The sequence below is a fragment of the Flavobacterium sp. TR2 genome, from assembly GCF_025252405.1.
In the GTDB taxonomy this organism is placed as follows: domain Bacteria; phylum Bacteroidota; class Bacteroidia; order Flavobacteriales; family Flavobacteriaceae; genus Flavobacterium.
On sequence record NZ_CP104307.1, the window covers coordinates 2,634,611 to 2,654,013 of the forward strand.

A 19,403-nucleotide genomic window follows, 5' to 3' on the forward strand; every position below is an offset into this window, starting at 1 on the left:
TCCATAGGAAAAAATGCAGAATCATTTTCAAAATCAACGAAACATTTATAGTCGCATTTTTATCTTTTTTAGAAAAATTGTATAAATGTTGCAATTAAATATTACCATCCATTTCGCTTAAATCACAGCGCATGGTTGTCAATATTGGTTTAAATCCAGCCTTTTTATAAGCGTTGACCGCTGCGTTGTTTTCATGGTATACCTCTAATCTAACCTCGGTTATTCCCTGAGATAAAATCCATTTTTTTAGATGGTCAATTAATAGATTATTAAGCCCTCGTCCTCTAAATTCCGGATCGACAAACATAAAACCTAGATGTCCAAAAAAATCATGTTTTTGGTAAGATTTGCCTTGTCGGATTTGGGCATATCCGCAACCAATAATTTGATTGTTAAAGTCTATAACCAAAACTTCTGACTTGCTATCTAAAATAAGCTCCTCTATATCATAATAAAAAAGCTCTCCGTCTTTTAGTGTTACGTCAAAGGGTCTTTCTGCCTTTACTAATAATTGCAGCAATTCGGCAAGTCTAGGTAAATCGGTAGTTAGAGCTCGCCTGATCGATATATTTTTTGTGTCTTGATTCATATTTCAAATATATTGAAAATAAATTCTGACTGAATAAGTATTTATGCTAAAACCTTTTCCTGAATATTCTTTTGAAAAACAAATATGATGATTAAATATAGTTTAAATAAAAAACCTCTCGTTATTGAGAGGTCTTTTATATCTGTTTCAGTTTAGTTAAACTTTAGTTTTTATAGTCGTTTTTGGTTTACGCTTTAATTTTTCGATAATAGCATCGGCTTTTGCGTTTTCACAAATAAATCGCAACGATTCTGCATAACGGTAATAATATACAGGTTCTAAATCTGTGGTAAGGGAAAATAGTTTGCTGTACCATTCGGCTGCTTTTTCGAGTTCGCAATTTGAATACGATGAATTTCCCAGTTTTTGAAACAAGTCTACCGATTTGTAGCCTTTTGCAGCCACCCTTTCGTAAGTTTTTATCACATCCACATAGGCGTACTTATCGCCGACTTTATCGGTTTTATAAAAGGTTTCATTTTGTGAAGCTGCACGAAATGAAAATACGATTAACAATACTAAAATAGCTAGTTTTTTCTGCATCGGTTTTTAGTTTTGGTTGTGGTATTTAATCGTATTCATTAATTGTTTTTGAAAATCTTTTCACAGTAAAAAACAGCAATAAAACAATTATAAACTTCAAATCCTTGTTTTTATTGTATGCTTAATGTGAGTTTTATAGTGCAAATATATGGAAATCAATAACATGAACCGATTTTAAGCGCTGTTTTTTGAATTTACCCGTTGTATTGCACTTTTAAAGTAATTACTTGTTGCTTTAAAAACAGGTGTTTATACCTTGAAAAGGAAGTTTTTTATAATGTATTTTTGGTCAATACTTAAAAAACATAAAACTATGGAATCAGGTTCCGATAAATTATTAAAAGATTTATCTCTTAAATGTACAGCAGGAGACACTAAAATTGCTACTTCTTCAGGAGAAAGATCTATTTTAGATTTCGAAATAGGAGACTCAGTTTTGGCATTTTCTGTAAAATTAGAATCAAACCGACTTGAATTATCTTCATCAGAAGCAAAAGTTACTTTTAGCAGTGGCACGACAGAGAAAGCTCAGGAACTTTATGTTCTTTTAGAGAATTCTCGAGAAATTGTTTGCACTCGAGAGCAGCCCTTTTTACTTAAAAATGGCAAATATGCTAGAGGTTCAGAATTAAGACCAGGACAGGAACTTGTAGATGGGCAAGGCAACGCTGTTAGGATTAAAACTATTTCGTTGAGAAAATACTCTGGAATAATTTATAACATTTCTGTTGGTGATTATAAATTTACCAGTCCTAATGGCCATTTATTATTGGCTCAAGGAGTCATAATAGGAGATTTTGCTTTTCAGGTGTCTTTTGATTTTCTTCCCAATAGTTTAAAAGAATAGAAAAAAGAAGATATAAAAAAAGCAGCTCCTGGTACGAGCTGCTTTTCTAATTTTTAGGGCAAAAAATTAACGACGGAAAGCCGGACTCTGGTTTACAGATTGGTCTAACTTTACAGTCTTAACTTTTTTAGCAGCAACTTTAATTTCGTGTTTCGCAATTTTGTCATTTGCTTTCACTTCAAGAACATAAGTTCCAGCAGGAAAACTTTCTAAACTAATTGTTTTAGAAACTTCCAATTTGTCTGCTGCAGACTCTCCCGCATAAAGTAAGTTGTGATTCTCGTCGTAGATAGAGAAAGATGCATTTTCTACAGTGTCTAAAGTAAAGCTAACTACTTTTCCGTTTCCTGTTTTGATATTTAAAATGTAATCACCTTTTCCATCAATGGCGTAGGTAAACACAGTCGCTAAAAAAAAGGCAGCAACTAAACCAGCTTTGGTAAATTTTGTCATGTTTTTTTTAAATTGTTAATTACTAAATGTGGAACGCGTAAAACTACAAATACAAATTTAATTTTTTGCAATAAAAAGGCATTTTTAAATGCATAAGTTGTTGAATTGTAATTATTTCTGTATTTTGTTTGAACTATGTACGTAATTACTGGGCTCGCGGATTTATTTTTGTGAATATTTTTTAGTGCTTAAAAATCAAAGGGTTGTAATTAATAAGAATAATTTTCAGAAAATTGATTCGTTTTATTGTTTTGCTTTTGTCACTAAACAAAAAAACAGCCCTATAACCACAAAGAGCTGTTTCTTAAATCGTAATTTTTAAATTTTTTAACCTTGTTTTATACCTTTTTGGCTCTATAAATTCTTAACGTGCTGCAACACTTGAATTTTTAGCAAAACCTGATTTGTAAACTAATGAAACTGCATTTTTTGATAAAGATGCATTATCATTAATCGTAATTTCATATTTCGCTCTTTTTGCATTGTCTTCCACTTCTAAGAAATAAGTCCCTTCTGGAAATTCTTCTAAACTGAAAGTTCTTAAAATTCCATCTTTACCAGATGCGCTTTCAGAATAGATTAAAGTTCCATCATTGTCATAAATAGCTAAATTGGCTTTCTGTACTTTATTAAGTGCGAAAGTGATCAGTTTTCCATTAGCTTTTAATACATGAAGATTAAATTCTCCATTTCCATCAATTGCGTACGTGCTTATTCCTGTGAAAAGCAACGCTGCTACTAAACTCAATTTTGCAATCTTTTTCATGGTACTTAGGTTTTAAATTATTAGTTCTAATTCTCTGATGCTAAATTACTTATGTATTACATGAAAAAGCGCAACTGTATTTTCCTATTTCTGTGCTATATTCTCATTTACGAAACCGTTATAGGTTAAAAAGTAAATTATTTTTAACGTTTTTGTTAATTCAGTTATTATTTTTTAATTTTTTTCTTGATTTTGATTTTACATTGAGCTAAGGTTTTTTTTACATATAAAAGGTGTGTTTAAATGCAAAGTTCGCAAAGATTTACGCAAAGGGCGCTAAGAATTATTATACAAGAGTTTTATAAAAACGAAAAAGTTCGCAAAGTTATGTGAAAAAAAACTTTGTGAACTTTGCGTAAATCTTTGCGAGCTTTGCGGTAAAAAACTTTGTGGTAAAAAAAAAAACAGCTCAATAACCACAAAGAGCTGTTTTTAAAACTTTTGAAAGTTTTTAAACTTACTAACTATCTAACCTCACTTTATACTTTATGAAAGCATAAACTTTTTATCGTGTTGCCACGCTTGTATTTTTAGCAAAACCAGCTTTGTAAACTGAAGAAACTGCGTTTTTAGATAAAACAGAAGCATCATCAGTTATTGTGATTTCGTATTTTGCTTTTTTCATATTGTCTTCAACTTCTAAGAAATAAGTTCCTTCTGGAAACTCTTCAAGACTGAAAGTTCTTAAAATTCCATCTTTTCCTGAAGCTATTTCAGAATAAATTAGAGATCCATCTTTGTCATAAATAGCTAAGTTGGCTTTTTGTGTTTGGTTAAGACCAAAAGTGATTGTTTTGCCATTAGCTCTAATTACGTGCAGATTAAAATCTGCTGCTCCATCAATTGCATATGTGCTTATTCCTGTGAAAAGCAATGCTGCTACTAAACTCAATCTAATAATCTTTTTCATGGTATTTAGTTTTTAAATTAATAGTTCTAATTCTCTGATGCTAAATTACTTCAGTTGTAAGTAAAAAATCAATACTATATTCTCCAATTTATATGCTATATTCTCATTTACGAAACCGTTATAGGTTAAAATTTGAATTATATTTATCGTTTTTGCCAATTCGATTATTATTTTTTAACGTTTTTCGTGATTTTTAATTTACAATGAGATAACGATTTGTTTTAAAAATGTAAGAATTATAAAGATGCTAAGGTTCCAAGATGCTGAGATTCTAAGTTTTTATTTGGATTGTGTATTGTAACGCAAAGTTCACAAAGGTTTTTTGAGTAAATTTTATTGAATAAAAAAGTTCGCAAAGGTTTATCTAGATATAGTTTTGCGAACTTTACATTTATATGCATCACTTTAGATAAAAACTTTGTGAACATTGCGTAACCTCTAAGCCTTTGCGTTAAAAAAAAATCTGAATTTAACTGCGAAGCTTTGTCTAAAATAAACTTTGCGAACTATGCGGTAAAAAATCTTCGCATTAAAAAACTTCCATGGTTAAGGAAAGTAAAGAGCAAAAAAAAACAGCTCAGTAACCACAAAGAGCTGTTTTTAAAACTTTTGAAAGTTTTTAACTTACTAACTATCTAACCTCACTTTTTATACTGTATTAGAGTATAAAGTTTTAAGTGCCGTGAAGAATTGCACTTAACTTTAATATTTTTCTTAGTTAATAGAAACTGTTCCTTTTGAAGACAAAACAGAACTATTATTGTTAACAGTAATATCGTATTTTACTTTTTTGAAGCTATCAGCAACTTCTAAAATGTATTTTCCTTGAGGAAATTCTTCTAAACTGAAAGTTCTTAAGATTCCTGTTTTACCAGAAGCATTCTCAGTATAGATTAAATTACCATTTGTATCATATATACTAATTACTGCTTTTTGTAATTGATTAATTCCAAAAGCAATTACCTTGCCATTTCCTTTTAATACGTGAAGATTTAACGCTTCATTTCCATCAATTGCATAAGTGCTCATTCCTGTTAGCAGTACTGCGCACACTAAACTTAATTTCATAATCTTTTTCATATTCTGTAGTATTAAATTTTTTTCGTTCATTTCTCTGAGGCAAAATTATAATGGCATCTGTGTTATTTTAACATCTGTATTTTCCAATTTATATGCTATATTCTCATTTACGAAACCGTTATATGTTAAAATTTGGCTTTAATGTTGTGTTTTTGTTAATTTGATTGTTTTTCTTCAAATTTTTTTAAAAACTATATATATCTTAAATTTTCCATCTTTCTTACAATTTTTAGCATATTGACATAAAAAGAAGGTTTAAATGGGATAAATAGAAAAAAAACAGGAAAAAAAAATAAGACCCTAAAAAAAAGCCAATTTTGATATAAATTTTTCAGTATTTTGAGTGTTGTTTTAATGTAAAATTCGCATTTACGAAACCGTTATAGGTTAAAATTTAAATTATTTTAGGTGATTTTGTTAAATTTGCTATTATTTTTTAAAGAAATTATCATGAAGACAATTGCCCCTGCTCTTGAAGTGATAACTAACTCATATGGAAGTTCTTTTACCTACACTAAACACGCCGAAAAGACCAATAGCAAAGCTCATTTATGGCACTATCATCCAGAAATTGAGTTGGTTTATATAAATGGTGGGGCTGGAAAAAGACAAATAGGAAGCCATGTTTCTTATTATACCAATGGTAGTTTGCTTTTAATAGGAGCTAATTTGCCGCATTGCGGTTTTACAAACGAACAGACAGGGAATACAACGGAAACCGTTATCCATATTAAGCCTGAATTTTTAGGAAGCGATTTTTTTGTCGCTCCCGAAATGAAAAAAGTGCAGAATATTTTGAAGCAGGCTAAAGGCGGAATTGCTTTTGGCGGAGAAACGAAAAAACGCATCGGAAAGAAAATCGAAATGATGGAAAATGAACCGCCGTTTCAGAGACTAATGACGCTTTTGAGTGTTTTAGACGAATTAGAATCGGCTGATGAATATACCATTTTAAACGCAGACGGATTTTCGATGGAACTTCAGACTCAAGATAATGACCGCATGAATGTGGTTTTCAATTTTGTGAAAGATCATTTTCAGGAATCTATTTCAATAGATGAGGTTTCAAGTCTGGTAAGTATGACAACTCCATCTTTCTGCCGTTATTTTAAGAAAATTTCAAACAAAACATTTACAGAGTTTGTAAACGAATATCGTTTAGTGCACGCATCTAAACTTTTGGCAGAACAGCCTATGAGTATTAATGAAGTTTGCTACGAAAGCGGTTTCAATAATTTCAGCCACTTTAGTAAATCGTTTAAACAATATACAGGTAAAAGCGCTTCGCAATACCGTCATGAACATAAGATTATAATTAGTTAGTTTATAGGTTAAAAGTTTTTCAGCCACGAATTCACGAATTTTTTAATATAAATTCGTGAGTTCGTGGCTAATTTTTTCACCATCCAAACAGGTCGGATTTTTCATATGTTTTATTCTGAAAAAAGGTATATTTACAAACCCTAACCAGAAAAAAAATCAAAATGAAGAAATTTAAAATGCTATTGTCTGCATTTTTGCTGTGTCTTGCCACCATGACATACGCCGCAAAAGTAGACACACTTCAAGTTGCCAGTACCGCAATGGGTAAAACCTATAAAGCAGCGGTAGTTTTGCCAAATTCGTATACTAAAAGTAAAACCGCTTTTCCGGTTATGTACCTGCTGCATGGCGCGTACGGACATTTTAGCGACTGGCTAAAAAATACGCCAAACAAAAAACTGGTTCATAACCTGGCAGATCAGTATAACATGATTATCGTAATGCCAGAAGGCGAGACGTTTAGTTTTTATATTGATAGTCCTGTAAATAAAGAAAGCCAGTTTGAGACTTTTATAACTCAGGAAGTCATCCAGAAAGTAGACAAAACATATAAAACCATTGCCAATAAAAGCGGAAGAGTAATAACGGGACTTTCTATGGGTGGTCATGGTGCTTTGTATTTATCGGCCAGACATCCAGAATTGTTTTGTGCGGCAGGGAGTATGAGTGGTGCGGTAGATATGAGTACGATGCTTAATAGAGATTCGTCCGCTCAAATTGTAAAATTAATGCAGCCAGTTTTTGGAGACAAAAGCGGAAATACCGAATTGTACGAGCAAAATTCTGTTTTAAGAATGGCAGATAAAATAAAAGCAAACAAATTGCCGCTAATAATAGACTGCGGTGTTGATGATTTTTTGATTGAACCTAATAGAGAATTGCACAGAAGATTGGTTTACAATAAAGTTGACCACGATTATATAGAACGTCCAGGAGCTCATACTTGGGATTATTGGGAAAACTCGCTTCCGTACCACGCATTATTTTTTAATAAAATACTAGCTAAAAATCAGGGTGCTGCGAAAAAATAGGAACATTTTTATTTCAAAATAAGCCAAATCTCTTTTTTTGGTTTAATTTTTGGAATACCTTTATAGTATAATCCTTAAAAAAAAATAATTATGAAAAAGATACTTACCTTATTTGCAGTTATCGGTTTAATTGCATTTTCTAGCTGTGAAGGACCAGAAGGGCCTCCGGGAAGAGATGGTTTGACTGGAGAAGCATTCGAAATTTTAAACACAAATTTTTCATATAATGTTGACAACGGTTATTTCATCTCTGGATCTTTTAGAAATAGAATTGGAGATGATTTGTTTGATGATGAAACGGTTTTAATTTATAGATTAAAAGGAACAATAAATCCGCAAACTCCTATTTGGCAATTAATTCCAACTACGCTCTATTTTAATAATGGAGATGAAATAACATACGATTATGATTTCAGTAAAAAAGATTTTCAAATTTATGTAGGAGCAAATTACAATCTTGCGGAAACTCCTAGTTATATAAATAACCAATCTTTTCGTATTGTTATAATTCCTTCTGCCTTAGCTTCGACAGTTAATAAAAATAGTCTTAATGATGTAATGAAAGCCGCTAAATTAAGTGAGAGTCAAGTCCAAAAAATTAAGTTGTAATGTTTTTGAGAACTTCATAAAAAAAAGGAAATCGTAAGATTCCCTTTTTTTTTGGATGAATGTAAAAAGATTTTTAGTTTTTTAAAAATGTTACTTGAGTGCTTCTGCGATCTCCAGTATTGATATTTATAAAATAAACTCCCGGCGGTAAGGTGGAAATGTCCATACTTATTTTGGTTGGACTTATTATTGAATAATTATTAGAATTGACAATTATTCCATTAGTATTGGCTATGGTTATTGATTTTGAAGCTATTTTGATAAAAATGTCGCCTCTGCTATTTTCAATATAAATAATAGAAGTGGCTGGATTTGGGTAAACAACAATCGATGGAATTGTGTTTTCAGAACTAATAGATTTTAAATTTGTTTCATTACTATAACTTATCAATGTTCCTGAAATCCAACTTTTGTCATAAATTTCATAATTAGCTTTTACAATTCTTCGATAATTGTAATCATTTTGAAATTTGTATTGGGCTCCTTGTCGTCCTGTATTTATTACTTGAAGAACTTGATTGGGAAGGTAATCTTTTGATGTTGCTCCAGGTATATTAATCCATGTCGAAGAAGATCTGTCTATGCTCTGTACTTGCCATTGAAATGTTGTTGATTTAATGGTAAAGTTTGTCCCATTTATGCCAGAGTTATCAATAATTGGTGTTGTGCCATTAATTATTGATGGTTTTTCAAAATCCGATTCAGAATTAATCTTTAAAACTTGATCACAGCAAATAGTATTATTAAAACGCAACCTTCTAACGATAATTTTAAATTCATTACTTACTCTTGAAATGTTTTTATAAATTGCTATTCTTCTTACTGTGTAATATGTATCTTCAAAATTTGAAAGTTGCGATGGATCTGAAAAATCAATTGATTCGCTATTTGCATTAGGAATAGTAATCCATGGATTGCTATTGTATTTGATGTCTTTATATTCCCATTTATAGCTATCTACATCTTTAATGTCATCACCTCTTTGATTTGTATGATTTGGATCGCTTAAAATATTCAAATTTACTTTAGAAACGGGACCGTTTATATTTAGAGTTTTGAGGCTAGATAACTCGTAATACCCTTCTTGGTTAGGAACAGAACCATCAGTTGAGGAAATATTGTTGGTTAATATTGGAGATTGAACTACAGTAACAGTGATGGTGTTGCTTTTGTTAGGATACTCATTTCTATAAACATATCCTAAACTTCTTGTTACTGTAAAGTTTTCAGGAGATGTTATATAATCTATGTCTAGGGTTTTGTTAGCAAAATCTGCCTTTGTGTTTAAGCTGCTGTTGCCTTTTGTTTCCCATTTAGTATTAATGCCATAAGGTTCTTTTTCGTAAGGATTTAAAAATTGAGAACCAGTTATGAGTTGTGGCTTGTCTCCTAATCTAACAGTTTGATTACAGCATAATGTATTGTTTATCTTTGTTGGATTTGGTGCGTCAGCAGGAGGGTTTAGAGTGGTTCCTGTTGTCATTGTTGCATTTTTAATTACAGCTAAATTCGAACTTCTATAAGCTGTTCCAGCAGTTGTTTTGTATTCGGCAAATATAAACCCACCAGACGTTAGAAAATCAGTCCAGTATAAATTTATTACCATGCTTCGAGTTGCAGTTTTTCCACCACCAAAATACAAATTACCACCATTTCCGCCAGCTGCAACATTGGCATTTGCAATGTTTAAATTGGAGTAGTAAACAGTTATTGTTCCTTGATCATTGACAGCGACATTACTTGGGATTTCAACTTTAATATTTAATGAAATAGTTGAATTTGGGACAGAGGCTAGATTAATTGGCCCAGCATTTACGTTAGTATTATTTACCGCTGTAGGCGTTAAAGTGACTTTTTGAGAAAATACTAATGTGCTTAGCATTAGCATTATAATAATTGGTAAGTAATTCTTTTTCATAAAAATTTAAATTAAAAGTCTAAGATAATTATTTGTAGGTAATTTCTCTAATTTTTAATGTTAAATTATAGGAAAAGTAATGAGTTATACAGATGTTTGTAGTAAAAAAAGGAAATCGCAAGATTTCCTTTTTTATGAATATATGTTTTGATGCTAATTATTCTTCGCTTGACGAATCATTTAAAACTTTTTCTGGGCCGAACTTAAGAGAAACCAAAATTCCTACTAGAAGAGATAAAGCAATAAATCCTAAAGAAGCCCATTCTGGAACGTGGAAGAAATCGTGCAAAAGCATTTTTAATCCAACGAAAGCTAATATTGCTACCAAGCTGTATTCTAAATAACTGAATTTTGCCAGCATATTTGCTAAGAAGAAATACATAGAACGCAATCCTAAAATAGCAAATATATTCGAACTAAATACCAAAAACGGATCTTTGGTAATCGCAAGAATTGCAGGAACGCTATCTACAGCAAATAAAACATCCATTACCTCAATAACAATTAGAGCTACAAATAATGGAGTAGCGGCTTTTTTTGCTGTTTTGGTTGAAATGAAAAATCGCTCTCCGTCCGTTTCAGATGTTATAGGCATAACTTTACCCAAAGCTTTATAGATAAAAGAATCTTTTGGGTGAAAATCTTCTTCTTCGCCAGAAAAAAGCATTTTTATAGCAGTAAATATCAAGAAAACTCCAAAAACATAAGTTGTCCAAGCAAATTTATTAATCAGCATTACTCCGAAGAAAATCATCAATCCGCGGAAAACTATAGCGCCCAAGATTCCCCAGAACAAAACACGGTGTTGGTATTTTTGCGGAATTTTGAATGAAGCAAAAATAATGGCAATAACAAAAATGTTGTCGACACTAAGCGAGAGCTCGATCAGATACCCTGTTATAAACTTCATGGAAGCGACAGCCGGTTTTAAGTTGTCTGGATTTGCAATATAATCTGTGGTGTATAACCAATAAATTACTCCTGAAAAAAGAAAAGATAAAGTAACCCAAACCAAAGTCCATTTGCTGGCTTCTTTTGTACTAATAATATGTGGCGTTTTGTTGAAGACACCTAAGTCTAAAGCAAGAATAAAAACTACAGCAAGTAAAAAGAGTGACCAGACTATCATAATGATTTTTTTTAATGATTTACAAAGATAAGTTTTGAATTCTAACTTAAAAATTAAATTTATCAGAAACTTACTTTTAAAATGAAGTAATTTTTGTTAGCACAAGAGTCAGATGTGAAATGTAAAAAGGGGTTCCGGACTCCGTTTGAACTGACACAAGGAAAATTTGAGATAAAGGTTGTCACATTGAGCGAAGTCGAAATGCTTTTGATAAAAAAAAAGTGCCATCAAACAAATGATGGCACTTTCAAGATGTATGGTAAGCTTCGAATTATAGCGCTGAGTTAACAGTTTTGATAATTCTAGCAGCAATTTTGTAAGGGTCTCCGTTTGAAGCTGGTCTTCTGTCTTCTAACCAACCTTTCCATCCTTTTTGAACAGTCATTAAAGGGATTCTGATAGAACATCCTCTGTCTGATACTCCGTAAGAGAAATCGTTGATAGAAGCAGTTTCGTGTTTACCAGTTAAACGCTGATCGTTGTAAGCTCCGTAAACCGCGATGTGCTCTTTTGTAACAGGGCGGAAAGCCTCGCAGATTTTCTCGTAAGTTTCTTGAGAACCGCACGTTCTAAGAACTGTGTTAGAGAAGTTCGCGTGCATTCCAGAACCATTCCAGTCTGTGTCTCCTAGAGGTTTTGGGTGATATTCGATATAGTAACCATATTTCTCAGTCAAACGGTCTAATAGGTAACGAGCAACCCAGATTTCGTCTCCAGCTTTTTTAGCTCCTTTAGCGAATAATTGGAATTCCCATTGTCCGCAAGCAACCTCTTGGTTGATTCCTTCAAAGTTGATACCTGCAGCAATACATAAGTCAGCGTGCTCTTCAACTAATTTTCTACCGTGTGTGTTTTTTCCACCTACAGAACAGTAGTACATCCCTTGTGGAGCAGGGTATCCTCCAACTGGGAAACCAAGTGGAAGTTGAGTTTTAGTATCCATGATGAAATACTCTTGTTCGAATCCAAACCAAAAATCATCATTATCATCATCAATTGTAGCTCTACCGTTAGAAGGGTGTGGTGTTCCGTCAGCATACATAACTTCGCACATTACTAACCATCCGTTGATACGAGTTGGATCTGGATAGATTGCAACAGGAACTAATAAACAGTCAGAAGATCCACCTTCAGCTTGTCTTGTTGATGAACCATCAAATGACCAATTTCCAAGTTCTTCTAATGTCCCTTTGAAGTTTTCGTGCTCTTCAACTTTAGTTTTACTTCTAAGATTTTGAGTTGGTTCATATCCGTCTAACCAAATGTACTCTAACTTAATTTTAGCCATAATAATATAAATTAATTTTTTTGTTTTTTTTCGTTGGGTCAAATATAGATTTATTTTTTCAGTCCCAAAAATTAGGGGGCTATTTTGTTTTACGAAGTATAATTTTTTGGATAAGCGCAATTTTGATAGGGGTATATTTTAAAAAAAGCAATTTTATTAACCTTAAAAAAATAAATTCGTAATAATAACAGCTCATTTTTGAATTTCTGAGTTAAGAAATTATGAAAAAATGTTTATTTAATCAATAATACCGTACAGTTTTGTTATATTTCTATGATTTGAATTCATTATTCTTCGAAAAAAGCATTTTATGTTGAAAAATTGTCGTTCAAAAATCTAAATTTTATATTCCAAGTAGGTACTTTATTTGTTTATATTTGCTGATCATTTTTTAATGAAAATTATTACGAATTTAAATATACATAACCATGTCAACATTACGTTTCCAAGCTTTACAAGAAGCTTCTAACAGAAAGCCGGTGCATTTTGAAGAAATTGGCCGAAAGTCAAATCTTTTCGGAGCCAATGTGTTTAATGAAAAAGCAATGAAGCAATATTTAACTTCAGATGCTTTTAAAGGAGTAAGAGATGCTATCCAGCATGGTACAAAAATAGACCGAAAGCTGGCAGATTATATTGCCATGGGAATGAAAGAATGGGCTTTGGCAAAAGGCGTTACGCATTATACGCACTGGTTTCAGCCTCTTACAGGAACTACAGCAGAAAAACATGATGCTTTTTTTGAGACTTCTTACGACGGAAGCGATCCAGTTGAAAAATTTGGCGGCGCGCAATTGGTGCAGCAAGAGCCAGATGCTTCAAGTTTCCCGAACGGCGGAATTAGAAATACTTTTGAAGCAAGAGGTTATACAGCTTGGGATCCAACGTCTCCAGCTTTTATATATGGTACAACTTTATGTATTCCGACCGTTTTTATTGCGTATACAGGTGAAGCTTTAGATAACAAAATACCTTTATTGCGAGCATTATCTGCAATTGACGAAGCGGCTACAGAAGTTTGCAAGTACTTTGACAAAAACGTAAAAAAAGTAACGGCAACATTGGGATGGGAGCAAGAGTATTTCTTGATTGACAAAGCCTTGGCAAATTCTCGCCCTGATTTGATGATGACAGGAAGAACATTATTAGGGCATACTTCTGCAAAAGGGCAGCAGCTAGACGATCATTATTTCGGATCAATTCCGACACGCGCTCTTACTTATATGAGAGATTTGGAGCAGGAATGTATGTTATTAGGAATTCCGGTAAAAACGCGTCACAATGAGGTTGCGCCAAATCAGTTTGAATTGGCTCCGATTTTTGAAGAAACAAATTTAGCGGTTGACCACAACTCCTTATTAATGGATGTCATGCAGAGAGTGGCAGAGCGTCATGATTTTAAAGTATTATTTCACGAAAAGCCATTTAAAGGCGTAAACGGTTCAGGAAAACATAATAACTGGTCTTTGGCAACTGATACTGGAGTAAATTTATTGAGTCCGAGCAAAACGCCAATGAGTAATTTGCAGTTTCTGACTTTCTTTATTAATACGATAAAAGCTGTAAACGATAACGAAACTCTTTTAAGAGCTTCAATCGCAACGGCAAGCAACGATCATAGGTTAGGTGCAAATGAAGCGCCGCCAGCAATTATGTCGGTATTTATTGGAGCTCAGTTGACTAAAGTTTTGTCTGAATTAGAAAGCGTTACAACTGGAAAACTTTCTCCAGAAGAAAAAACAGATCTTAAATTGAACGTGGTTGGTAAAATTCCAGACGTATTATTAGATAACACCGATCGTAATAGAACTTCTCCTTTTGCCTTTACAGGAAATAAATTTGAGTTTAGAGCTGTAGGGTCCAATTCAAACTGTTCAAATGCAATGACAACTTTAAATGCGATTGTAGCAAAACAGTTAATTGACTTTAAAAATGAAGTAGAAAACCTGATCGAGACCAAAGACATGAAAAAGGATGATGCTATTTTTAATGTCTTAAGAGAATACATCAAGCAATCTAAAAAAATCCTTTTTGAAGGCGACGGTTATAGCGAAGCTTGGGAAAAAGAGGCCGAAAGAAGAGGTTTAAGCAATTTTAAAACAACTCCAGAAGCTATTAAGGCTAAGGTTTCAAAACAAGCTTTGACTTTATTTGAAGAGCTGGGAATTTTTAATCATGTTGAGGCTGAAGCACGCTACGAAATTGAATTGGAAGAATACACTAAAAAAATCCAGATCGAAGGAAGAGTTTTGGGAGACATTGCTAGAAACCATGTAATTCCGACCGCTATTCGTTATCAAAATACTTTAATTGAAAACGTAAAAGGTTTAAAAGAAATCTTCGGAAAAGACTTTGAGACTATTGCAAAAGAGCAGATCGTTTTAATTAAAGAAATTTCAGGTCATATAGAAGGGATCAATTCTAAGGTGTTGGCGATGACTAATGAAAGAAAAAAAGCAAATCAGCTTACAGATGCTCAAAAAATGGCAGAAGCATATTGCAATAATGTAAAACCATATTTTGATGAAATTCGCAATCACTGTGATAAATTAGAATTATTAGTAGATGACGAAAGCTGGACATTGACTAAATACAGGGAATTATTGTTTACCAAATAACAGTAATGTAACATTTTGTTAAAGCCTGTCTCAAAAAGACAGGCTTTTTTTTGAGATTATAATAAAATTTCTGTTCATAAACTCTTTTTTAGCGTCTATAAAGCCTTAAATGTAAATAAATTGTAATAAGTCGCTTTTTTCCTATGAAAATTTTTAATCATTCTGGCAGTTCATCGAGATAGTTTTACAGTTTATCGAAAAGAGGTTAATATCTTGTAAAATAGGTATTTATACCTAGGTTTCAATTCGAGAAAGTTTTCTAATTTTGATCATGAAGTTGAGAAAATAGCATAAAATTATTCTCAAAAAACGGTCTAAAGCTCCTCTTTTCCTGCCCAGGATAATAACCTACAGAAGAACCTACATAATAAGTTGTATTAATAACCAATTAAATATATTTATTATGAAAAAAGTAATTCTAAGCATCTCCGCGATGCTGTTTGCAGGTGTAGCAGCCTTTGCACAGGCTAATACTAGTGATGTAGACCAGACAGGTCTGTTGAATGGTGCGTTAGTGGTTCAAGTTGGAGAACAAAATGTTTCAGATGTTGACCAAATTGGTATTGCAAACGTTTCTATTGTTGGACAATATGGAGACAACAATGATTCTCAAATTCTACAATTAGGCGCAGGAAACCTTGCTGTTGTAACACAAATTGGAAATGACAATGAATCTGATATTTTCCAAGGATTTTGGGTAGGAAACCAAGCATTTGTAACTCAATTTGGAGCAGACAACTCTTCAGATATTTACCAATTAGGAGATGATAATACAGCTGTTACTACTCAAGTAGGCTGGCTTAACAATTCAATCACAGCTCAAGCTGGATATGATAACTGGGCTAATACAGAACAATATGGAATCTTCAATAATGCATTTACTCTTCAACTAGGATACGACAATATGTCAAGCATCCAACAGTATGGAATTGGTAACTTTGCTGCAACAGCTCAATTTGGAGACTCTCACAATAGTACTGTTACACAAACTGGATTCCTTAACGGAAGCTTAGTAATCCAATCTAACTAAAACAAACCAGGAAAAGGAAGAACTCGATATATCAGTTCTTCCTTTTTTTATTATTTCAAAAAATCATGAAAGCTATTATAATCATATTGTTTCTTTTTACAGAAATGATATTCTCACAATCAATTGATAGGAATATAAATGATTTTGTAATAGCCTTAAACGAATCAAACAATAAAAATCAGCAAAACACCAATCAATACATTATAAGCCATAACATAGTAAAAATTTCACAAATTGGCAATTTCAATCAAGCCAACCTCACCATTATCAGTAACAATGCATATGTAACTGCACAGCAAACTGGTAACAACAACTACATGAATGTCTACAAAAAAGCAGACGAAATAAATCAATCCTATATACAGTCAGGTAATAATAACTATATAAGTGATGTTTCATTGTACTCCCGCGGAGTCGAATCGATGAAGGTCAATCAAGATGGCAATAATTTAACGGTTTTCAGTTCAGGATCAAATTCAATATCTAAGGATATGATCATTAATCAGTCTGGAAATTCTGGTACAATTTACGTATTCAATCGCTAGGTCATGAAAAAGTATCAAAACATAATTGTTGCATTTTTTTTTATTTTTTTTTCTGAAAACGGATTTTCACAAGCCGAATACAATAAAGAGGTAAAAGCGAAAATCGAAGTCAAAGAAATTGAGAATTTGTTATTTATAACCGGAACTGCAGAAAATTTAAAATCAGAGTTTAAGAATATTTCATATAAACTAAGTGTATTCAAAAAAAACAAATCAAGTTCAAATAAATCAACCAATGCACAAAACGGAAGAGCAACATTAGAACCCATTCAAAAAATTGAATTGTCCAAAACACAAGTCAATTATACAAAAGAGGATGAAGTGATTGTAATGTTATTGATTTATGATGAAAAAGATGCCATAATTGGTAAAGACCGAATTGTTTTTGGAGAAGAAACAGAATCTGATGCGGGAAAATCTATTCCTGCTGACGGCATAGAAATGGTTGGAATTGTAGCCAATGACACCAAAACTAAGCTTGGAAATGATTTTTATGACACGTTTTATGCTCAGTATTCTAAACTGAAGATCCATACCACTAAAATTGTAACCGTTCAAGAAGAATTGACTTTTGGGCGCACGACAAAAATTACAATATTGGTAGACAGTGATATTATAGAGGAGTTTATTTCACGTCCTGACGAAGACTTTTTAAAGTACATGGCCGATTCTGCGGCTTCAAAAGTGTTCAAGTACTTTAAAGATCTAGAAAAGCAGAGCAAAATGATTACTCAATACTAAAATCAAGGATTGAGTATACTATTTCGATAAAGAGTTTACTATTTAATTCAAACTAAAAAAGTTCTATATGAAAACTATAGCTTTATTACTATGCTTATTGGGTTTTAGTACAATTTCTGTTGCGCAAAACCTTGCTTATAAGCCGGCAAACCCAAATTTTGGAGGAGAAACCTTCAATTACCCATGGCTGCTCAGTTCGGCGCAGGCCCAAAATGATTATAAAGATAATACCAATACGGGCTATAAACAGCAGACAGATTTGGAACGATTTAAAAGCAATTTGAATAATCAGCTGCTAAACAGGCTTTCAAATTCATTATTCGAAAACCAATTTGGAAGCAGCACAGGTACAGGTAATGGCACGGGAACGGGAACGGGTACAGGCACAGGTACTGGAAACGGTAGTCTTTCTCCAGGAACCTATGTTTTCGGATCCTTGTCAGTTGATATTTACCATTCTAATTTAGGATTGGTGGTCGATGTTTTGGATACAGATACAGGTGAGCAGACACAGGTAATTCTTCCAGGGCAATAAATTTTGGTTTGTCCATAAAAAAAGGTTCAGGTATTATTTTAAATAATTGAGATTATGAATAAAAGTCCCCTTTTTCTATTTTTATTAATTTGCCTATTCTCAGGTTGTGGAGCATATTTTAATCAGCCTGTGGGAGTGCAGAAAGCGGTATATGGAGAAAATACTCCTGCGACTGCCAAATTGGTAGAAATGCCAAAACCCAAAGAGCAGATAGTTGTTGGTGTGTACAAATTTAAAGATCAGACTGGGCAATATAAACCTACTGAACTTGGAAGCACCTTTAGCACCGCTGTTACGCAAGGAGCCACATCTATTTTGATAAAAGCCTTGCAAGATTCAAAATGGTTTGTGCCCATAGAACGTGAAAATCTGGGGAATCTTTTAAACGAAAGAAATATTATTCGTTCTACCCGTCAGGAATATGCTTCTAAAACAGAACCTAACGAAGCAGTCTTAACACCGCTTTTGTTTGCAGGAGTTTTGCTTGAAGGAGGAATTATTTCTTATGATACCAATATTATTACAGGCGGTTTTGGTGCCAGATATTTTGGTGCGGGCGGTTCAACCCAATACAGACAAGACAGAGTTACGGTTTATTTAAGATTAGTTTCCACTTCAAACGGAAAAATATTAAATACGGTTTACGTTTCTAAAACTATCTTATCGCAAAGCATTGATGCGAGTTTATTTAGATATGTCAATTTAAACAGGCTTTTGGAGGTTGAAACCGGTTTTACCCGAAACGAACCTATTCAGATGGCCGTAACAGAAGCCATAGAAAAAGCTGTTGAAGGGCTTATAGTTGATGGAATCAAAGACAAACTGTGGGAAGTAAATGCCCCTCAAAAACAAGTTGATGATTTCGTAGCAGAATATGACAGAGAAAGAAGTGAAGCCGATTTGGCACAATTGTACAATAGAAATTTAACCGAAAGACGAGCCCGTTTTGGAATTGAAGCTTCTGGTGGAATTGCTCTAATGCAAGGAGATTATCCAAATCCGGTTCCGAAACCAATGATTAGAGGTGCTGCAAAATTTTTCTTTACGCCAACATTTGCTTTAAGCGCTTCATCAAATGCATTTTGGCTGGCAAATAAAGATAGGCTCGATGTAGGATATGTTTCGTTAGACCTCAATTTAGAATGTTTAGTCCTGCCGCGAGATGTCTTTACTCCCTACGTTTTTGCTGGAACTGGAGTTGAGTTTAATAAAAAATACGAAAATATAGCCAGCAAAGTCCAGTGCGGGGCTGGAGTAGAATATCTCGCAACAAACTATTTAGGAATAAAAGCCTATGGAGAGTTTAACGCTCCTTTTAGTGACAATGTCGATTATGTAGTTAACGGTGTTCGAGACGATTACTATTGGCGGTTTGGTTTAGGATTAACCTATTATTTTCCAAAAAGCAGCAATTACAAGAAAAAATAGTAAACCCTCGTGATATTTTT

General features: G+C 33.0%; 19 protein-coding genes. 10 read left to right on the forward strand and 9 right to left on the reverse strand.

Features of this window, described 5'->3' with window-relative positions:
• Positions 1 to 94 precede the first annotated feature (94 nt).
• Positions 95 to 589, reverse strand: a complete 495-nt coding sequence (locus N4T20_RS11600) for a GNAT family N-acetyltransferase (protein WP_260669314.1) — start codon at positions 587 to 589, stop codon at positions 95 to 97.
• A 156-nt stretch (positions 590 to 745) separates the two neighbouring features.
• Positions 746 to 1,132: a flagellar motor protein MotB gene (locus N4T20_RS11605; protein WP_260669315.1), complete on the reverse strand. Its 387-nt coding sequence runs from the start codon at positions 1,130 to 1,132 to the stop codon at positions 746 to 748.
• 313 nt (positions 1,133 to 1,445) lie between these two features.
• Here N4T20_RS11605 and N4T20_RS11610 point away from each other — a divergent pair, with 313 nt between their 5' ends.
• Positions 1,446 to 1,979: a Hint domain-containing protein gene (locus tag N4T20_RS11610; RefSeq protein WP_260669316.1), complete on the forward strand. Its 534-nt coding sequence runs from the start codon at positions 1,446 to 1,448 to the stop codon at positions 1,977 to 1,979.
• Between the two features lie 66 nt (positions 1,980 to 2,045).
• Here the strand turns inward: N4T20_RS11610 and N4T20_RS11615 are convergent, their stop codons facing one another.
• The 4 genes from N4T20_RS11615 to N4T20_RS11630 form a co-directional block, all read right to left on the reverse strand.
• Positions 2,046 to 2,432, reverse strand: coding sequence for a secretion protein (locus N4T20_RS11615; protein WP_260669317.1), 387 nt, complete (start codon positions 2,430 to 2,432; stop codon positions 2,046 to 2,048).
• Between the two features lie 364 nt (positions 2,433 to 2,796).
• Positions 2,797 to 3,198: a T9SS type A sorting domain-containing protein gene (locus N4T20_RS11620; RefSeq protein ID WP_260669318.1), complete on the reverse strand. Its 402-nt coding sequence runs from the start codon at positions 3,196 to 3,198 to the stop codon at positions 2,797 to 2,799.
• A 505-nt stretch (positions 3,199 to 3,703) separates the two neighbouring features.
• Positions 3,704 to 4,108 (reverse strand): T9SS type A sorting domain-containing protein, encoded by a 405-nt coding sequence (locus N4T20_RS11625; protein WP_260669319.1) that lies wholly within the window; start codon positions 4,106 to 4,108, stop codon positions 3,704 to 3,706.
• A gap of 714 nt (positions 4,109 to 4,822) precedes the next feature.
• Positions 4,823 to 5,188, reverse strand: a complete 366-nt coding sequence (locus N4T20_RS11630; RefSeq protein WP_260669320.1) for a T9SS type A sorting domain-containing protein — start codon at positions 5,186 to 5,188, stop codon at positions 4,823 to 4,825.
• Positions 5,189 to 5,638: 450 nt separating this feature from the next.
• On the opposite strand from N4T20_RS11630, the gene N4T20_RS11635 reads away from it, so the two are divergent.
• The 3 genes from N4T20_RS11635 to N4T20_RS11645 all read left to right on the forward strand — a co-directional run bounded on the left by N4T20_RS11635 (position 5,639) and on the right by N4T20_RS11645 (position 8,151).
• The gene (locus tag N4T20_RS11635; protein ID WP_260669321.1) at positions 5,639 to 6,511 is read left to right on the forward strand and encodes an AraC family transcriptional regulator; all 873 of its coding nucleotides are present in this window, start codon (positions 5,639 to 5,641) and stop codon (positions 6,509 to 6,511) included.
• A 161-nt stretch (positions 6,512 to 6,672) separates the two neighbouring features.
• A complete protein-coding gene (locus N4T20_RS11640; protein ID WP_260669322.1) occupies positions 6,673 to 7,542 on the forward strand; it encodes an alpha/beta hydrolase in 870 nt (289 codons plus the stop codon).
• 90 nt (positions 7,543 to 7,632) lie between these two features.
• Positions 7,633 to 8,151, forward strand: coding sequence for a hypothetical protein (locus N4T20_RS11645; RefSeq protein WP_260669323.1), 519 nt, complete (start codon positions 7,633 to 7,635; stop codon positions 8,149 to 8,151).
• A gap of 73 nt (positions 8,152 to 8,224) precedes the next feature.
• On the opposite strand, the gene N4T20_RS11650 is transcribed toward N4T20_RS11645, so the two are convergent.
• From N4T20_RS11650 to N4T20_RS11660, 3 genes are all read right to left on the reverse strand, one after another.
• Positions 8,225 to 10,033: a T9SS type A sorting domain-containing protein gene (locus N4T20_RS11650; protein ID WP_260669324.1), complete on the reverse strand. Its 1,809-nt coding sequence runs from the start codon at positions 10,031 to 10,033 to the stop codon at positions 8,225 to 8,227.
• A 193-nt stretch (positions 10,034 to 10,226) separates the two neighbouring features.
• Positions 10,227 to 11,198 carry a TerC family protein gene (locus N4T20_RS11655; RefSeq protein WP_260669325.1) on the reverse strand — a complete coding sequence of 324 codons (972 nt, stop codon included), beginning with the start codon at positions 11,196 to 11,198 and terminating at the stop codon, positions 10,227 to 10,229.
• 271 nt (positions 11,199 to 11,469) lie between these two features.
• Positions 11,470 to 12,486: a glutamine synthetase beta-grasp domain-containing protein gene (locus N4T20_RS11660; protein WP_260669326.1), complete on the reverse strand. Its 1,017-nt coding sequence runs from the start codon at positions 12,484 to 12,486 to the stop codon at positions 11,470 to 11,472.
• Between the two features lie 428 nt (positions 12,487 to 12,914).
• Between N4T20_RS11660 and N4T20_RS11665 the strand changes: the two genes are divergently transcribed.
• The 6 genes from N4T20_RS11665 (at position 12,915) to N4T20_RS11690 (ending at position 19,383) form a co-directional block, all read left to right on the forward strand.
• Positions 12,915 to 15,104 carry a glutamine synthetase III gene (locus N4T20_RS11665; RefSeq protein WP_260669327.1) on the forward strand — a complete coding sequence of 730 codons (2,190 nt, stop codon included), beginning with the start codon at positions 12,915 to 12,917 and terminating at the stop codon, positions 15,102 to 15,104.
• A 403-nt stretch (positions 15,105 to 15,507) separates the two neighbouring features.
• Positions 15,508 to 16,134: a hypothetical protein gene (locus tag N4T20_RS11670; RefSeq protein WP_260669328.1), complete on the forward strand. Its 627-nt coding sequence runs from the start codon at positions 15,508 to 15,510 to the stop codon at positions 16,132 to 16,134.
• 65 nt (positions 16,135 to 16,199) lie between these two features.
• Positions 16,200 to 16,679 carry a hypothetical protein gene (locus tag N4T20_RS11675; RefSeq protein ID WP_260669329.1) on the forward strand — a complete coding sequence of 160 codons (480 nt, stop codon included), beginning with the start codon at positions 16,200 to 16,202 and terminating at the stop codon, positions 16,677 to 16,679.
• 3 nt (positions 16,680 to 16,682) lie between these two features.
• Entirely contained in the window at positions 16,683 to 17,420 is a 738-nt protein-coding gene (locus N4T20_RS11680; RefSeq protein WP_260669330.1) for a curli production assembly/transport protein CsgE, read from the forward strand.
• A gap of 67 nt (positions 17,421 to 17,487) precedes the next feature.
• Entirely contained in the window at positions 17,488 to 17,955 is a 468-nt protein-coding gene (locus tag N4T20_RS11685) for a curli assembly protein CsgF (RefSeq protein ID WP_260669331.1), read from the forward strand.
• Positions 17,956 to 18,009: 54 nt separating this feature from the next.
• The gene (locus N4T20_RS11690) at positions 18,010 to 19,383 is read left to right on the forward strand and encodes a CsgG/HfaB family protein (protein WP_260669332.1); all 1,374 of its coding nucleotides are present in this window, start codon (positions 18,010 to 18,012) and stop codon (positions 19,381 to 19,383) included.
• Positions 19,384 to 19,403: the final 20 nt, after the last annotated feature.

What these genes read in the sequence shown, in the direction of transcription:
- N4T20_RS11675 (WP_260669329.1), top strand. Translation starts at nt 16,200, where the DNA reads ATGAAAGCTATTATAATCATATTGTTTCTTTTTACAGAAATGATATTC.
- N4T20_RS11600 (WP_260669314.1), bottom strand. Translation starts at nt 589, where the DNA reads ATGAATCAAGACACAAAAAATATATCGATCAGGCGAGCTCTAACTACC.
- N4T20_RS11610 (WP_260669316.1), top strand. Translation starts at nt 1,446, where the DNA reads ATGGAATCAGGTTCCGATAAATTATTAAAAGATTTATCTCTTAAATGT.
- N4T20_RS11685 (WP_260669331.1), top strand. Translation starts at nt 17,488, where the DNA reads ATGAAAACTATAGCTTTATTACTATGCTTATTGGGTTTTAGTACAATT.
- N4T20_RS11615 (WP_260669317.1), bottom strand. Translation starts at nt 2,432, where the DNA reads ATGACAAAATTTACCAAAGCTGGTTTAGTTGCTGCCTTTTTTTTAGCG.
- N4T20_RS11640 (WP_260669322.1), top strand. Translation starts at nt 6,673, where the DNA reads ATGAAGAAATTTAAAATGCTATTGTCTGCATTTTTGCTGTGTCTTGCC.
- N4T20_RS11625 (WP_260669319.1), bottom strand. Translation starts at nt 4,108, where the DNA reads ATGAAAAAGATTATTAGATTGAGTTTAGTAGCAGCATTGCTTTTCACA.
- N4T20_RS11650 (WP_260669324.1), bottom strand. Translation starts at nt 10,033, where the DNA reads ATGCTAAGCACATTAGTATTTTCTCAAAAAGTCACTTTAACGCCTACA.
- N4T20_RS11670 (WP_260669328.1), top strand. Translation starts at nt 15,508, where the DNA reads ATGAAAAAAGTAATTCTAAGCATCTCCGCGATGCTGTTTGCAGGTGTA.
- N4T20_RS11620 (WP_260669318.1), bottom strand. Translation starts at nt 3,198, where the DNA reads ATGAAAAAGATTGCAAAATTGAGTTTAGTAGCAGCGTTGCTTTTCACA.
- N4T20_RS11680 (WP_260669330.1), top strand. Translation starts at nt 16,683, where the DNA reads ATGAAAAAGTATCAAAACATAATTGTTGCATTTTTTTTTATTTTTTTT.
- N4T20_RS11645 (WP_260669323.1), top strand. Translation starts at nt 7,633, where the DNA reads ATGAAAAAGATACTTACCTTATTTGCAGTTATCGGTTTAATTGCATTT.
- N4T20_RS11630 (WP_260669320.1), bottom strand. Translation starts at nt 5,188, where the DNA reads ATGAAAAAGATTATGAAATTAAGTTTAGTGTGCGCAGTACTGCTAACA.
- N4T20_RS11690 (WP_260669332.1), top strand. Translation starts at nt 18,010, where the DNA reads ATGAATAAAAGTCCCCTTTTTCTATTTTTATTAATTTGCCTATTCTCA.
- N4T20_RS11660 (WP_260669326.1), bottom strand. Translation starts at nt 12,486, where the DNA reads ATGGCTAAAATTAAGTTAGAGTACATTTGGTTAGACGGATATGAACCA.
- N4T20_RS11605 (WP_260669315.1), bottom strand. Translation starts at nt 1,132, where the DNA reads ATGCAGAAAAAACTAGCTATTTTAGTATTGTTAATCGTATTTTCATTT.
- N4T20_RS11655 (WP_260669325.1), bottom strand. Translation starts at nt 11,198, where the DNA reads ATGATAGTCTGGTCACTCTTTTTACTTGCTGTAGTTTTTATTCTTGCT.
- N4T20_RS11665 (WP_260669327.1), top strand. Translation starts at nt 12,915, where the DNA reads ATGTCAACATTACGTTTCCAAGCTTTACAAGAAGCTTCTAACAGAAAG.
- N4T20_RS11635 (WP_260669321.1), top strand. Translation starts at nt 5,639, where the DNA reads ATGAAGACAATTGCCCCTGCTCTTGAAGTGATAACTAACTCATATGGA.